We start from the raw sequence: 14407 nt of genomic DNA on the forward strand, positions 1-14407 counted from the left end.
CTCGCAGGGATACTCGGGGGGCTACCAGCAGCCTCACTTCCAGGGGTATGCGGGGGGCACGACACTCAGTCCGGAACAGGCCGCATATTTCTCCCGGCAGAGTGCCCAGTCTCAGCCGCACTCGGCAGACCCGCCCCTGGAGGACGAGGTGACACGGGCGGCGAACCAGCGGGCCTACGAGCAGGCCCAGGCATTTTCGGCGGTCGACTTCCCGGTAAGTGGCTTCCAGGAGCCGTTCCAGCCGACCCAGCCCCAGAACCCGCCCACCAGCGCCGAGACCTACCCCGGGATTCGGTCCCCGGTGAATCCGGTGGCCGGTCCCGCCAACGACAGCTTGTCGCAGTTCAATCTGAATGTGGCCAGGACTGCGCCATCGACGAACCCCCATGAACCAGGGCTGAGTCGGAGCCATGCGGTGAGACGCTCCCGTATGGGGCAGGGAGGGCCGCCGGGACGAAGCGCAAGAGGAGACAGCAGCGGCTGACGTGCAGCCGATATGAGGCCGACGGCCCCGGGCCATCCGGGGCCGTCGACGTATGCGCCGCTTCGCGCACAAAGCTCCCGGACCGGATTGTCGCCGCAGCGAACGACACGGTCGGCACCAAGGCGGTCCGCACCCTCCGAACTTCGAGGTGGCGGAGGCGTTCCGCACCGGTCGGACGCTGGCGGAGCACGGCGAGCAACTGGGGCCCGGACACGTCGTGATCCGGATGGGAGGCGACCGAGGTCTCCTTCGCCGAGCAGCAGATGCGCCGTCGGCCCTGACGACCGGCGGGCTGGGTCGCTGAGTGTGGCGCTCATGATGGCAGGCTGACTCCATGAGTGGGCCAAAGCCGCACGAAGTGCCACCGCCGTATCGGCGGTTCGCTGGATATTGCGATGTCTGCGACATGGGCCTGCAGTGGGAGGCGAACAGCCGCTCCACGCTGGTCGATGGTGAAGGCAACGCATTGTGCGGGGAGTCGTTCTCGGGCCGGCACGTGCTGATCCCGCGTCACTGGCGTCGCGGTCGAGACTGACGGTCTCCTTTGGTTTTGAAGGGGCTTCAGCGGGTCTTCCGGCCGCGCTTGCCGGTGGCCTTGGTGCCAGTGGCTGGCACTGTCACCCACCGTCGACTACGTGACCGCCGTGATGATGGGCACCGAAGAAGCCCGGCTGGTCGTGGTGCGCGGCAACAGCGCCTCAGGGAAGTCGTCCGTCCCGGCCGGTCCGCGAGAGCGGTTCGGCGGCGGCCTTGGCCGTGGTCAGCCAGGACAATCTTCACCGCATCGTGTTGCTCACGCGGCTGCGGGCCGCCGACGCCGGTAGCCGCCCCGCGTTACTGAACGTCGAGCCGAGCACATTCATCCGTATCTGTCTGGGACTCCGGCGAGTACGCGGACAAGGGGAGCCCGCGGAGCAACACACCGCGCGGGGAGGTCAGGTGTCGTCCGGGTCATCCCCGGTGTGGACGCGAGGTGAGGGCCACCTGGCGCCGTTCTTGCCACAACGGGCCGATCTCCGCTACGAGTTCGGCGATCACTTCCGCACTCAGTCCGGTGACCTGCTGACTGCGGATGACCGCTGCACGCATAGGGTTCCCCACCACACAAACCATGCACGAGCTCGTTATGGAGTGTCTTCAAGTCCCGTCTGCCTAACGCTGTGTGGTGCGCACGCTCGTGCTCGATACACCTAGGGCGTTCCGCGAGGGACGGAATCCGCGGTATCGCGCCGCGCCACGAACACGAACTCCCTGCCCGGCCGGTCGGGTGCGTCGCGTACGTCCTCGACGACGAAGCCGTGCTCGTGCAAGTCCCGCTCGATCTCGGTACGTTCGCGGAAGCGAAGTGTCGATTCCGAGGTCAGTACGTCCCCGTCCGCAGCGAACACGTGTGTACCCCGGAAGCTCACCAGCGGCAGGCTCACGTTCGTCAGCTCGGCCCAGGTCTCGACGTGGCCGACGCCCGGGATGTCCGTCACGCGGTACGTGTTCTCGCGCGTCCACTCCGCCCACTCCTCCCACACGCGCTGCGCCGGATCGCGCGTCTCGAAGACAAGCCGCCCGCCGGGCCGCAGCGCCTCGTACGCGCCACGCAGCGCCGTACGCCACGCCTGCGGCTCGGCGATCGCCTGGGCGACGTTCCCGGTCATCGTCACCAGGTCGATCTGCATGGGCGGCAGGTCCTCCGCGTCGCCGTCGAGCCAGCGCACCCGCTCCGCGCCCGGCTTGCCACGCGCGACGTCGACGGACGCCCGCGCGGGATCGATTCCGGTGACCGTAATCCCGCGCTCGGCGAGCAGCAGCGCGAACACGCCCGTACCGCACCCGATGTCCAGCACGGACCGCGCGCCGAACTCCTCCGCCATCGCGAGATACGCGTCGAGATCGCTGCGGTCCGGATCGAGTGGGTCGTAGATGGCGGCGAGGCGCGGATGCCCGAAATTTGCGTCAACCATGGAGGCGAACGTATGCGGCCTCAAGCCCGCGCGGCCACTGCTTTTTCGGGTTACGGGGCCAAGCGGGCGCGGCGAAGTGCGCCGCTGGCGGGAGTAATTGTCAAGACCTGCGGATCGGCCTGGGTGAGATGGCCGATCATGCCAGTCAAGGGCGTGTGCGGCGCCGGTAGTAGTGCGTGGTGACGACAGCCAACAGCGGACCCCATGCCACTATCGGTATATAACAGACGTTCATCACCCATTCCCCCCACTGTGTGATCGCCATGTCGGTGTGCAACGTCGTCCACACGAACAGCACCCCGTAGACCGTGCAGGCGAGTGCGCCCAGTGCCGCGGGTATGGCCGCGGCGAGCACGGGGATGCGGCGCCCGCGTAGGCCCGGAACCCACCGCGGCCACACCTCACCCCACGGTCGCACCAGTCCCAACGTCAGGAGAGCCAGAGCCTCCTGCAGCACGGACAGCAACGGCACGATGAGATACCCCCAGCCGGGAATGAGCATCGCGTCGTACTCGGACTTGGCGAGCCCCAGCGGAACACCGATCACCACGGCGAACCGCCACAGCGCCGACGGCATGGATGCCCATAAGACCGAGGCCGCCGCGCGCCGGGCCCACGGGGGGACAGGTGCAGCGGTCACAAGACGTGCGGGGGCGGGTGGCAGCGCGCTGGCGGTCATGAGGCCGGCTCCCTGTTTGCGGACTGGTCGACGCCCTGGAGGCTGTCACGCGCCCTCGCGCGGCCACATCCGTCCCTGGGGCGGGAGTGTGTGCGTCTTTAGGCAGATGCGCCCAAAGGGGGGTCAGACCATGGAGTTAGAGTCAGTCATACGCTGGTTGGAGCACTCACGCCGCGCCGGGCTCGGAGCGTTCGACCAGCTGACTGCGTTCGAAGCGGGCGCCGGCCCGGACGGAGCGACCGGGTGGGGCACGTTCACCGCGCGCCACGGGGCCTGGGCGGACTCGACGAGCCTGAGGACCATCGCGAGAGTGCCGGCGGGGGAGCCGGCGCCGCGGTTGACTTGGGTCCGCAGCCGGACGGTGGCGAAGGCCGACTCGATCGGGTTCTTCGTCCGCAGGTGGATCCAGTACCGGTGCAGGAACTCCGGCAGGATGTTGCGCATCGGTCCGTGCGCATCGTTGACGGTGATGTCGGTGGCGCCGGCCGCCGGTTGCCCCCAGCGGTGCGCCCGCCGCTGGGGCAGCAGTGCTCACCGGCCGAGTGCCCACACCCGTACGGACGCGTTGCCGCGCCCCACCGTGACGGCGACGGTCCGACCATCCAGTTCGGTGATCTGATTCCCCAGCGCCCCGCCCTCATGTGCGGCGACCGGCCCTCCCAGTGTGTGGCCTCCTTCCAGGTCCCACGCGCGTAGCACACTGATGAAGTCCGTGTCGGGATAAGGGTCGTAGGTGCAGGTGACGGCGATCGGCAAACCGTTCGCGGTGCCGGTGTCCAGCAGCATGTCGGTTTCGTCGTGCGGTTCGGAGCCGGCGAACGGCTGCTGGAAGCGGGCGCGAGCGCGTCAGCCGGCTCCGTTGCCGACAGCTACGACAACACCATGGCTGAGGCCCTCAACGGCTCCTCCAAGGCCGAGCTGATCGAGCACCAGGGCCCATGGCGAGACGCTGACCAGGTCGAACACGCCGTCGTCCAATAGGTCGGCTGGTCAACACCGAGCACCTGCACCCCGCCCTCGACTACGTCCCACCCGAGGAATTCGAAGCCGCGTACTACCGTTCCCTGGCCACATCGAACGCCGCCTGAAGGCACTCAAACCGGCCGCTACGAAACTCGGGGCAGCTCACTCCCGCTTCTTGCCGGCGTTCCGTCCCAAGCAGGAGAACCACATCGATGAGGCCATCACCGACGACAGGGGCAGGGTCACCTACCTCAAGACATTTCGCCTGTCGGAGACCCAGGTCCGCCGCGGTCACCTTCTCAGCAGGCTTGCCGCCAACGACTGGCACCTGGCGGACACCGCAGCCGATCTTGGCCTCAATGAGGCCCAGTTGGGACTGAGACTGGAGTCCGCCGGCTTCGGTTTCCTGCTCCGTCAGGACGGCATGGATGCATACCGCAAGCAAGGACGAACCCGAACCGGATGAGCGCAACGCGATCATCTGTTCCGCCACGGTAAATACCGGATTTACTGCGGCAGAGCCTCCACAGTGATCATCGCGACCTGCGGCGCGAACTCCGGCCGCCGGAGTGAGGTGTACGCATTTACTGCTTCAGCGTCGGGAGGGCGGGGCAGGCGTGGCGATCGAACAAGTGACCGCACTATGCAACGGAGGCGTGGTTCGTCTGACGCGCGCCCAGGTTGTGCCCCTGTCCGCCCCGCCGCCGTCTTGCACCGCGGCGGTCGAGCTGCAACCTCACTGGTGCGGGCATTCGGCTGGTGGCGGCTCCGGAGCTGGATCACCTGCGATCCCACGAGCGGCATCGAGCGGCGCCCCGCACCGCCCGACGCACCAAAGTGGCTCTTCGCAGTTGAGGGTGTAGTCGGGGTGTTGGCGTGCTGGGCGTGGAGGTCTTCCAGGATGGAAGTTTTTCCTACACTGCCCATCCGAAAGACCTCGACATGCTCCACGCTTTCTTCGCCGCGCCCTGTCTGACCACGTTCTGCCCTCTCGACGCGCTCGGTCGGGAAGCCGTCGGGCAACGCCTTGAGCCGGATCAGGCGGTGATCGAGTGCCGGCACCCAGCCGCGTTCACCGATTAGCGGCCAGCACTGCCGCGAGGCCCTCTTGTAGGTCTTTGACGAAATACTCGGGAACCTCCAGCGACGGGAAATGTCCCCCGATTTCGGGCGACCTCCATCGGACGATCTGTCGGTACCGCTCCTGTGCCCAGGGGCGCGGACACTTCTCGATGTCGCGGGGATAGATGCTGATTGCTGACGGGACGTCGACCCGAAGTTCGGGGTCCAGCGAGTTGTGGCTTTCGTAGTAAATGCGGGCCGACGATGCGCCGGTCCGCGTCAGCCAATACAGAGTGACGTCGTCAAGAATGCTGTCTCTGGAAATCGTCTCGAACGGGCTATCTTCGGTATCTGTCCACTCGGCGAACTTGTCAAGGATCCAGGCAAGAAGCCCGACCGGTGAGTCGACGAGCGAGTAGCCGATGGTCTGCGGTCGGGTGGCCTGCTGCTTCGCGTACGCCGCGTGGTTGCGCCAGAAATCGCGGGTTTCCTCGGTCCACTTGCGCTCGACCGCCGTCAGCCCGTCCGTTGTCAAACCAGGCGGTCCCTCCGCGAACGTTGTGTGGATGCCGAGAACGTGCGCCGGGAACCTACCGCCGAGAACCGTGGTGATATTACCTCCCCAGTCGCCGCCGTGGGCTGCGAACTTGCTGTAGCCGAGCCTTCCCATCAGTTCCACCCATGAGGCCGCGATCTTTTCGGTTCCCCACCCGGTGGTGGCCGGCTTGTCGCTGTAACCAAAACCTGGGAGCGACGGGACCACGACGTGGAACGCCGGCGTGTCTGCGTCTTTCGGATCTGCCAGCTCGTCCACTACATCGATGAACTCAGCAATGCTGCCTGGCCAGCCGTGCGTCAAGATCAGAGGAGTGGCATCTGCGCGCGGGGATCGGCGGTGCAGGAAGTGGATTCCCAGATCATCAATGGTCGTGCGGAACTGGCCGATCCGGTTGAGGCGCTCTTCGAACGACCGCCAGTTGTATCCGGTGCGCCAGTAGTTCACGACATCGACGAGGTCGGCGAGAGGGACGCCCTGTTCCCATCGGCGAGGGTCGGGCGCGGCGCGATGGACCGTCTCGGCCTCGGGTAGTCGCGCCGCGGCTAGTCGCGCGCGCAGATCGTCGAGGTCAGCGTCAGTTGCGTGGGCTTCAAATGCTTGCACGTCGCTGGTTGGACGGGGCATGAGACCTCCTGGCCATCGCGGAACCGGCTAAGCTGGTTCTAGCAGTTCTCCGAGCCACGCTGCAACCCTCTAAGGTGGTTCCATGCGTGCTGGATTCCCTGACTTCCGCCTCGGTAGCGTGCTGGCGACCAGCTTCACGGGGACTCTGTCGGAGCGTCATGGCGACGCTGTGGAGCGCATTCCCACGCCGCACCGACTCGTCGACTGGCTGGCAGTGAACGGCCTCGCCGTGGCGTCCTGCACCACTGCCCAGCTCGACCTCGCTCGGGAGCTGAGGGAGTCGATTCACGCCGCCGCGACAGCGGCCGCGATCCAGGACGCTCTCCCTGCGTCTGCTGTCCAAGTCATCAATGACAGCAGCGCCCAGGGTCGGGCCGCGGCGATCCTGACGCCCGAGGGCAAGCGGCGATGGCAGCTCAGCTCGGCTTCCTGTGTGGAAGATGCCCTCAGCGTGATCGCCGCCGACGCGATCAGCATCATCGCGGGCGAACGCGACGGAAGATTGGCCTTGTGTGCGTCACCGACCTGCCAGGCCGCCCTCTTCGACACGAGCCAAAGCCGCACCCGCAAATGGTGCGACATGAACACGTGTGGGAATCGTCAGAAGAAAGCGCGCTTCAATGCCAACCAGCGCAAAAACCCCAGATCAGTGGAGTGATCGTTACCTCGGTGCATCCAAGTGAGCCCCACGCCTGCGACACATCTGTCGCGTCGGGTGCACCCCAACGGCACCACTGAGAGGGGGGTACGCAAGTTAAGGTCTGGTTCGTTGTCGCCTGAACGTGTGGCTGTGGGGACTCCGGGCCGGTCAGCGGGTTCGGCCGTGCTGGAGTGGCGGGATGCGCTACATCAACTCACGTCCCGCCTTCTGACGGATGGCACTCCTGGTGAGTGGTGGCCTGGGCTGCCGCATCCGGGTGGGACGGATTCCAGAGCCGGTCGGCCTCGCCGCGGACGACATGGTCCTCGTAGATCCTCACCTTGTGCCGCATCACGTCCAGGGTCTCTTGCAGTTCCCGGATCTGCGCCTCCACGTGGTTCTCGTGCCGGCGCAGCAATTCCAGCCGCTCATGTTCGTTGCCCGGGCCCTGACCGGCCAGCTCGATGTATCGCCGGATCGTCGCCAGTGACATGCCGGAGGAGCGCAACTTCGTGCAGATCGCCAGCCACTCCAGATCCTCCTCGTGATAGATCCGACGGCCGTTGGACAGGCGCCGTACCGGGTTGGCGAACAGGCCCTCCCGCTCGTAGAACCGCAGCGCGTGAACGCTCAGCCCACTGCGCTCCGCCACCTCGCCGATGCTCAGGTCCATGAGCGACTCCCGTCACACAGCTCTTGATCTAGACCCGACTCTAGTTTCTAGCGTGGAGCTGTTGGCCAATCGGGCTGTCGGAACAGGGGAGAACATGAGCGTTTGGTTTGTTACCGGTGCATCGCGTGGGCTCGGCGCGGAGATCACCCGTGAGGCGCTGGATCGAGGACATAGCGTGATCGCTACGGCGAGGGACGTGTCGGCGGTGCTCAAGGCGCACCCGCAAAAGCCGGACGGACTGCTGGCGGTGAACGCGGACGTGACCGAACCGGAGCAGTTGACGGCTGCGGTGGAGGCCGGCCTGGCGGAGTTCGGCCGGATCGACATCGTGGCCAACAACGCCGGTTACGGCCTCGTGGGCGCGATCGAGGAGACCTCTGACAAGGCTGCCCGGGATCTGTTCGACGTCAACGTGTTCGGCGTGCTCAACACGCTGCGGGCGACCCTGCCGACGTTGCGTGCTCAGCGATCCGGGCATGTCTTGAACATCGGCTCCGTGGGCGGCTTCGCCACCGCTCCGGCAGCGGGCCTGTACGGCGCGTCGAAATTCGCCCTCGAAGGCATCTCCGAGGCACTGCACGGCGAACTGGCCCCGCTTGGCGTCCGCGTCACGATCATAGAGCCGGGCGGCTTTCGCACCGACTTCCTCAACAGCTCCAGCATCCAGGTCGAACCAGCCGCCATCGCCGACTACGTCGCCGGCGCCGGGCCGGTGCGCGAGGCACTGGCCAAAAACGACGGCCGCCAGCCAGGCGATCCGGTGAAGGGAGCCAAAGCCATCGTCGACATCACCGAGGTCGCCAAGCCGCCGCTGCGCCTGCAGTTGGGCGCGGACGCGGTCGAGCGCGTCGAGGCAAAGCTGGATCTGGTGCGACGTGAACTCGACCAATGGCGCCACGTCGCACTCTCTACCGCCATCTGAGTCCCAGAAGGCGGCACGCGACCCGATGCCCGTCGTGAGTTGCGTCGGGTGCGGTGTGCTGGTCGCGGAGGCGCTGGATGTCCTACGGACGGTTCTGGGTAGACAATCCGGGTTCGGTCTCGGTGAGGATGCCACGGGCGACGAGACGCCTCAGCCTGGCACGCGAGTTCGGCCTCTCGCTCGGCGATTCGGGCGACGAGCTGGCTGATGCTCATGCCGCCGCCCGTACCGATTCGCCCAAGGCGAGGTCCGCGAGGTCGGCCGGGGTACGCCGGCTGGTGGCAGTGGTGCCGGCCAGGCGCCGAGTCATCCGGTCGGTCTCGGCCCAGTACACGCGGCAGACACAGGAGGCCAGTCGGGACTCGTAGTCCCTAACGAGCCCGCCGGTGCAGCATCAAGATCCCGCGATCGCCCGCGCCGCCAAGGCGAAGTACAGCGAGTACGCCGACGAACTCGGTGACGTCTTCGAGTACCGCAAGCTCGGTGCCGTGTTCTTCTTCGAAACCGAGGAGCAGGGCCGGATCCTTGAGGACTACGTGCGGGACCGGTGAGCCGCCGGCGTCGAGATCGAGCTGGTGTCGGCGAGCCACGCGACCAAACACGCCCCCCTGCTGCCCGCGACCGCGATCGGTGCCGTCTACTGCGCCGAGGACGCACAGATCGACACCCAGCAGTTCATTGGCGCCCTGAGCGCGTCGGTCGTCCGGTCGGGCGTTCGTCTCTACGAGAACACCGCGGTCCTCTCCGTCATCCGGCAGGGCAGCCACGTCGACGGCGTCCGAACGGTCCGCAGCGACATCAGGGCCTCCGGAGTGGTGTGGGCGACCGGCACCTGGACGCTCAAGCTCACGGCGGAAGGCATCGTGCTGCCCGTCACGACGGCGCGTATGGGCCAGGTCGTCACCCAGCCCGTCGACCAGCGTCCGAGCGCGATCCTTCACGGACCCCGCGGCTGCCCCCTCGTTGAACACGCCCGCGACATGGCGACGTTCCCCGGCTTCCTTTACGACGGCGATGTCGTGACCCTGCGCGTACAGGGCCTCGGCGAGACACGGCAGACCGCACGGGCCTCCGGGTCCCCGCATTCCCTCGCACCGCGGACCGTGCAAAGCTTCCCGGCCGCGCCGATCCCGCCCCCACCCGTATCCCCTTCACCCGGGGCCTGTATGAGGTCGTCCCCAGGACCTGGGTCTGGACCCTGCCTGACGGCGGATACGGCTACAGCAAGGCCGGCTGATCGCCGGCGACGGGGCATCCCTCCTGGTCGACACCCTCTACGACCTGCCGCTCACCCGCGAGATGCTGGCCGCGGTGCACCCGCACACCCGGGAGGCCCAGATCACGGCGGCGGTCAACACCCACGCCGAGTGTTACGCCAGCGCAGGTAACGGCACAGCTCACCGGCCTGGAATCCTGCTCAAGGCCGCAGGAGGCCCTTGCGGGCAGCCCTACGCCTCTTCCGCGGGTATGGCCGGCCGTGTCGCGTAGCGGGTGCGCATGGCGTCGCTGGCTGCGGGGCCTGCGGTGAAGACGTAAGCGGTGCTGTCGTCGAGTCGGAGGCCGGTCTTGGCGTCGACGACGACCGGCTCGACTTCCTGGCCGCTGTGCGCGTCGACGAGGATCATGCTGCGCTCCTTCTGCGTGAGGCGGGAGTTGCCCCACGCGGCCAGGGCGACGATCACCGGGCGCAGGGAGCGCCCGAGTTCGGTCAGAACGTACTCGTGCCGGACGGGGCTGGTCTGATAGGGCCGGCGTTCCAGCAGGCCGTCCGCGACCAGGGTCTTCAGCCGGGTGGTGAGCATGCTGGAGGAGATGCCCAGGCTCTCCTGGAACTGGTCGAAGCGGGTGTAGCCGTCGAAGGCGTCGTGGAGGATCAGCAGCGTCCACCACTCGCCGACGTGTTCCACCGTCGTGGACAGCGGGCACTCCCGGTCCTCCAGCCTGATCCGGCTTGCCACGGCGACCATCCCTTCGGTTACTGCTAAAGTCGAAGTCAGTAGCTTCTATTTTAGCAGTTGAAGTGGGGGCGGCGCCCCGTGCCCGCGCCCGGAAACGGAATACACCGTGACCGCATCCATCAGCGAATCACTTGAAGAGCGGCGCGCCCTGGTCACCGGCGGCACCAAGGGCACCGGAGCCGCCATCGCCCGGCGCCTGGCCCAGGCCGGTGCGACCGTCCTCGTCACGGCCCGCAGCCGCCCCGACGGCATCGACGAGAAGACCTTCATCGCCGCCGACCTGGCCTCCGCCGAAGGTGCCACGCGCGTGGCCGCCGAGGTGGACGCCCGCGCGGGCGGCGTCGACATCCTGGTCAACACCCTCGGCGGTTCCGAGGCGCCGGCCGGAGGGTTCGCGGCGCTGAGCGAGGACGACTGGGCCAGGGAGCTGAACACGAATCTGCTGGCCGCAGTCCGTCTGGACCGTGCCCTTCTCCCGCAGATGATCGCCAAGGGCGCCGGTGCGATCGTGCACGTCACCTCGATCCAGCGCCGCATGCCGCTCTGGAACGGAACCCTGGCTTACGCCGCCGCCAAAGCCGCCCTGACGACCTACAGCAAGGGACTGGCCAACGAGGTCGCCCCCCACGGCGTTCGCGTCAACACCGTCTCACCCGGCTTCATCCAGACCTCGGCCGCCGACGACCTGGTCTCCCGCATTGCCCGAGACGCCGACATCACCCAGGAAGCGGCGCTGGGCCGGCTCATGGACTCCCTGGGAGGCATCCCGCTCGGCCGCCCCAACCAGCCCGAGGAAGTCGCCGAACTCGTCGCCTTCCTCGTCTCCGACCGCGCCTCGGCCATCGTTGGGGCCGAACACGTCATCGACGGCGGCACCACACCCACCGTCTGAACCCGCCACCGTCATCAGGAGTGTCATGCAGGACAACCAGCCCCGGACGATCACCCCGGACACCCTGCCCGAGGTGATCACCCGCTACCTCAAAGCGCACCGCGCCCACGACGCCGCCACCGCGGTCACGGCGTTCACCGACGACGCCACAGTGATCGACGACGGCAACACCTACCAGGGCACTGCCGCGATCGAGCGGTGGCTGGGCCGATCCGCCACCGAATTCAGCTACACCATCCACCTCACCGGCACCCAGCAAACGGATACGGCCCACTACATCGCCACACACCACCTCGAAGGCAACTTCCCCGGCGGCACCATCGATCTGCGCTATCAGTTCACGCTCCGCGACAACCTCATCGAACACCTCCTCATCGAGCCCTGAGACCGCTCCCACACGTCGGCGCCGGTGTACTGGATGGCGACGTCGGCGGCGGGATGTAGTTGTCGCTCGACGACTCCAGGACGAGCGACAGATCGCCGAATTCCCAGGCGCGGGGTACAAACCGCCTCAACGCGCTCCACCCGATCGCCTCGGAGCTGTCCGGGCGATCATGCCGTCCCTGTCCTACGGGATCCGCGCCGTCGAATTCTGGGGCGAGATGGCCGAGTTATAGGGTTCGACCGGGGGGTGACCGTGACCGTTCCCTCATCGCCGCGTTCGCCGACGAGAAGAGCATCTTGGACGAGTCCTCCACCCGCCTCGCCATCACCGAGACACACGCGACAGACGACGACCAAGGCCGGGCAGGGTCGCACCAGGCGGCCCTGCCTACCAGTTCACATGCCTCGCGACGTCGTAGTTCGCGATCCGCCCCGCCAGCTGCCGCGGACTGATTCCATGCGCGTTCGCCCGATCTGGGTCGGCGCCCGCTTCTCGCAGCACATCGAGCACGGCCGGATCACCCCGGTAGTTGAACACCGCCCGCCCCAGCGGCGTGTTTCCCTGCACGTCCACGGCATCCACAACGGCGTGGATGGCCAGCAGCTCGATGGCAATGTCAGCTCTCTGAGACTGCGCGGCAAAGTGCAGTGGAGTCCACCCGGCCGAGTCACCAGCGCATACGTCCGCCCCGGCGTCGATCGCAGTCTGAACACCAGCCAGATCACCCGACGCCGCGGCATAGTGCAACGCTGACCGGCCCAGCCGGTCCACCCCACTGCCCTCACGCTCACTCATGACCAACATGATCCTCGACCGCAGGAGCACCTCATCGAGCGGGGCATTCCAGGAGAGGAGCTCTCCCCGACAGGGATCTCCAGCCGCCACGCGATCACCGAGAGGCCCGCGACACCGCGTGCATGAAGCCGACACCGTATGCACGACGACCCCGCGGCCTGACGGCCGCCGGGGTCGTTTCATCTCGTCCTGTCAACAACCCCAACGTCGCCTTGGTGCACATCTTCAGCGTCACTCAACACCAGATCGAGTAGCCGACGATCGTCACGTCCAGGCGGGCTACGTTCGACACATCGGTCCGCACCCACCAGCGGCCGTCAGGTCTTTGCCGGGTGGATAAGACCTCGACGCGGCCACCTCTGAGGCGGTGGCTCCATATCTGCCAGCCGACACCGGCCGCGCCGGTGACGGCTCCGAAGACGGCCAGCGCATTCGTCCGGTTCATGATCCGGAGGGTAGAGAACTCCGAGCATGTGCGTCCGGCGATCAGTCTTCTTCCGCCGCGACTGCCTATGAGCGCGTGCTGAGGTAGCGCACGGCCGGGCCCCATTTCTCCTGAGCGGATGCCATGCACCACTGGCACAGCGGGCAGCCGCCGGTGCCGTACCGGTATGTCTTGGGCTGGCACCCGGCACACAGGCCGACGCGGTCGCCGGGGCAGGTCAGCGCGGACGGGTCCGGCTCGGAGACCGGGGGCGGGGAAGTCGACATCGTGCGTCCTGTTCTGGGCGGCGAGCGAAGGACGCCTCGCCCGCAGGATAACCGGCCGGATGACACGAGTGTTCGAGCCGTGCCCGGTGTGGAACACGACTGCACCTCAGCAGTACCTGAAGCCGGCCGGGGTGATCTGGGTCGCCTACGACGACGGCCTCAGTCGCCTGCCCGTCGTCTGTATCCAGTGCCAGGCCCGCACCGGCCTGACGCTCCAGGTCGACGCCGAAGCCGGGAGGGTCCGCGTCATCTGCCCGGACCGCCACACCACCCACCCACGACCACCGCTTCACGATCGACGGGGTCCAGGAGGCATGCGTTCCCCGGCCCGCGGAACTGAACCGAACACTCGCGAGTGCGGGGCATTTGCCGCACGCCTTGTGCCGGGGCTTGAACCACATACAGGCGGAAGAAGCGATGGCCTGCGCCCGGCTTCCGGCCCACGGCTTCTCCAGGTCGCCACCGTCGTCGCCCTCTTCGAGCTCGGCCGGGTCCAGGCCACGCAGGATCCCTAGCCCGTTCGTCCGGGCGGACGGAGCGAACCTGCAGTAGCACAGGACGATCACGTCCTGGACTTTGAGCAGGGAAAACCAGACGGCGCCCGCGTCGGCGGTCCCGTGACCCTTGGCGTGCAGCCGGTCGACGTCGGGCACCCTATGACCTCTGAGGTTTCCGCCAGCGTGCTTTTAGCAGACGATGAGCGAGCCGTCACCGAGACGGGTGACGCAGACGACGAGGCAACAGGCCCGCCCGCGGCGTCTCGTCGTCCCATCGGCCCTGGACAGAGGCAGCCCGGCTGACCTGCCGCTGCCTACGTTCGCACAGTGCCGGAACCCGCTTCGACGTCGAAAGGACCGCACGCATGCTCGCACTTATGGACCCTGAGGTGGGCGCCGAAACCCCCGCCCCTGCCTCGGGCACGCCCACTCTCTACCCCGCCACTTCGAAGGGCGGCGGCCCGGCAATCGGTGGCCGCACCCGCAGGGCTGTCCGCCACCCGGCCACGTTGAAGGGCGGCCCGGCAATCGGCGGCCGCACCCGCAGGGCTGTCCGCCACCCCGCCACCGCGAAGAACGGCGGCCCGAGCATCGGTGGCCGCAGGTCC

Annotated in this window: 18 protein-coding genes and 2 pseudogenes; 9 read left to right on the plus strand and 11 right to left on the minus strand. The window is 67.3% G+C overall.

What is annotated here, in order from left to right; translation table 11 throughout:
* Nucleotides 1–1674: 1674 nt before the first annotated feature.
* From ACFVT5_RS14960 to ACFVT5_RS14980, 5 genes and pseudogenes are all read right to left on the minus strand, one after another.
* Nucleotides 1675–2439 (minus strand): class I SAM-dependent methyltransferase, encoded by a 765-nt coding sequence (locus ACFVT5_RS14960; protein WP_389886390.1) that lies wholly within the window; start codon nucleotides 2437–2439, stop codon nucleotides 1675–1677.
* 145 nt (nucleotides 2440–2584) lie between these two features.
* Nucleotides 2585–3016 (minus strand): hypothetical protein, encoded by a 432-nt coding sequence (locus tag ACFVT5_RS14965; RefSeq protein WP_389886393.1) that lies wholly within the window; start codon nucleotides 3014–3016, stop codon nucleotides 2585–2587.
* Between the two features lie 268 nt (nucleotides 3017–3284).
* Nucleotides 3285–3529 (minus strand): annotated as a pseudogene (locus ACFVT5_RS14970) (IS256 family transposase); the annotation flags it as partial.
* A gap of 3 nt (nucleotides 3530–3532) precedes the next feature.
* Nucleotides 3533–3646 (minus strand): annotated as a pseudogene (locus ACFVT5_RS14975) (M55 family metallopeptidase); the annotation flags it as partial.
* A 3-nt stretch (nucleotides 3647–3649) separates the two neighbouring features.
* Nucleotides 3650–3904, minus strand: a complete 255-nt coding sequence (locus ACFVT5_RS14980) for a hypothetical protein (protein ID WP_389886394.1) — start codon at nucleotides 3902–3904, stop codon at nucleotides 3650–3652.
* A 12-nt stretch (nucleotides 3905–3916) separates the two neighbouring features.
* On the opposite strand from ACFVT5_RS14980, the gene ACFVT5_RS14985 reads away from it, so the two are divergent.
* The 3 genes from ACFVT5_RS14985 to ACFVT5_RS14995 all read left to right on the plus strand — a co-directional run bounded on the left by ACFVT5_RS14985 (nucleotide 3917) and on the right by ACFVT5_RS14995 (nucleotide 5164).
* A complete protein-coding gene (locus ACFVT5_RS14985; RefSeq protein WP_389886396.1) occupies nucleotides 3917–4099 on the plus strand; it encodes a hypothetical protein in 183 nt (60 codons plus the stop codon).
* A 157-nt stretch (nucleotides 4100–4256) separates the two neighbouring features.
* Nucleotides 4257–4547 carry a hypothetical protein gene (locus ACFVT5_RS14990; RefSeq protein WP_389886399.1) on the plus strand — a complete coding sequence of 97 codons (291 nt, stop codon included), beginning with the start codon at nucleotides 4257–4259 and terminating at the stop codon, nucleotides 4545–4547.
* Between the two features lie 410 nt (nucleotides 4548–4957).
* Entirely contained in the window at nucleotides 4958–5164 is a 207-nt protein-coding gene (locus tag ACFVT5_RS14995) for a hypothetical protein (RefSeq protein ID WP_389886716.1), read from the plus strand.
* Here ACFVT5_RS14995 and ACFVT5_RS15000 read toward each other — a convergent pair.
* Nucleotides 5154–6326: an epoxide hydrolase family protein gene (locus tag ACFVT5_RS15000; protein WP_389886401.1), complete on the minus strand. Its 1173-nt coding sequence runs from the start codon at nucleotides 6324–6326 to the stop codon at nucleotides 5154–5156. The genes ACFVT5_RS14995 and ACFVT5_RS15000 overlap by 11 nt on opposite strands.
* An 82-nt stretch (nucleotides 6327–6408) precedes the next feature.
* Between ACFVT5_RS15000 and ACFVT5_RS15005 the strand changes: the two genes are divergently transcribed.
* Complete coding sequence (locus ACFVT5_RS15005) at nucleotides 6409–6984, plus strand: CGNR zinc finger domain-containing protein (RefSeq protein ID WP_389886403.1); 576 nt, start codon at nucleotides 6409–6411, stop codon at nucleotides 6982–6984.
* Nucleotides 6985–7180: 196 nt separating this feature from the next.
* On the opposite strand, the gene ACFVT5_RS15010 is transcribed toward ACFVT5_RS15005, so the two are convergent.
* A complete protein-coding gene (locus tag ACFVT5_RS15010; RefSeq protein ID WP_389886406.1) occupies nucleotides 7181–7639 on the minus strand; it encodes a MerR family transcriptional regulator in 459 nt (152 codons plus the stop codon).
* A gap of 94 nt (nucleotides 7640–7733) precedes the next feature.
* Here ACFVT5_RS15010 and ACFVT5_RS15015 point away from each other — a divergent pair, with 94 nt between their 5' ends.
* The 3 genes from ACFVT5_RS15015 (at nucleotide 7734) to ACFVT5_RS15025 (ending at nucleotide 9949) form a co-directional block, all read left to right on the plus strand.
* A complete protein-coding gene (locus ACFVT5_RS15015; protein WP_389886693.1) occupies nucleotides 7734–8561 on the plus strand; it encodes an oxidoreductase in 828 nt (275 codons plus the stop codon).
* Nucleotides 8562–8947: 386 nt separating this feature from the next.
* On the plus strand, nucleotides 8948–9112 hold the full coding sequence (locus tag ACFVT5_RS15020; protein ID WP_389886409.1) for a hypothetical protein: 165 nt from the start codon (nucleotides 8948–8950) through the stop codon (nucleotides 9110–9112).
* A gap of 24 nt (nucleotides 9113–9136) precedes the next feature.
* Nucleotides 9137–9949 (plus strand): NAD(P)/FAD-dependent oxidoreductase, encoded by an 813-nt coding sequence (locus ACFVT5_RS15025; RefSeq protein WP_389886412.1) that lies wholly within the window; start codon nucleotides 9137–9139, stop codon nucleotides 9947–9949.
* 60 nt (nucleotides 9950–10009) lie between these two features.
* Here the strand turns inward: ACFVT5_RS15025 and ACFVT5_RS15030 are convergent, their stop codons facing one another.
* Nucleotides 10010–10528, minus strand: coding sequence for a winged helix-turn-helix transcriptional regulator (locus ACFVT5_RS15030; protein ID WP_389886415.1), 519 nt, complete (start codon nucleotides 10526–10528; stop codon nucleotides 10010–10012).
* A gap of 97 nt (nucleotides 10529–10625) precedes the next feature.
* Between ACFVT5_RS15030 and ACFVT5_RS15035 the strand changes: the two genes are divergently transcribed.
* Nucleotides 10626–11411 (plus strand): SDR family oxidoreductase, encoded by a 786-nt coding sequence (locus ACFVT5_RS15035; RefSeq protein WP_389886418.1) that lies wholly within the window; start codon nucleotides 10626–10628, stop codon nucleotides 11409–11411.
* A gap of 25 nt (nucleotides 11412–11436) precedes the next feature.
* On the plus strand, nucleotides 11437–11796 hold the full coding sequence (locus ACFVT5_RS15040) for a nuclear transport factor 2 family protein (RefSeq protein WP_389886420.1): 360 nt from the start codon (nucleotides 11437–11439) through the stop codon (nucleotides 11794–11796).
* A gap of 387 nt (nucleotides 11797–12183) precedes the next feature.
* On the opposite strand, the gene ACFVT5_RS15045 is transcribed toward ACFVT5_RS15040, so the two are convergent.
* The 3 genes from ACFVT5_RS15045 to ACFVT5_RS15055 all read right to left on the minus strand — a co-directional run bounded on the left by ACFVT5_RS15045 (nucleotide 12184) and on the right by ACFVT5_RS15055 (nucleotide 13302).
* The gene (locus ACFVT5_RS15045; RefSeq protein ID WP_389886423.1) at nucleotides 12184–12591 is read right to left on the minus strand and encodes an ankyrin repeat domain-containing protein; all 408 of its coding nucleotides are present in this window, start codon (nucleotides 12589–12591) and stop codon (nucleotides 12184–12186) included.
* A 235-nt stretch (nucleotides 12592–12826) separates the two neighbouring features.
* A complete protein-coding gene (locus ACFVT5_RS15050; RefSeq protein ID WP_389886426.1) occupies nucleotides 12827–13036 on the minus strand; it encodes a hypothetical protein in 210 nt (69 codons plus the stop codon).
* 65 nt (nucleotides 13037–13101) lie between these two features.
* Entirely contained in the window at nucleotides 13102–13302 is a 201-nt protein-coding gene (locus tag ACFVT5_RS15055; protein WP_389886428.1) for a hypothetical protein, read from the minus strand.
* Between the last annotated feature and the right edge of the window lie 1105 nt (nucleotides 13303–14407).

Origin of the sequence: Streptomyces sp. NPDC058001 (assembly GCF_042886315.1) — a bacterium.
Lineage (GTDB): Bacteria > Actinomycetota > Actinomycetes > Streptomycetales > Streptomycetaceae > Streptomyces.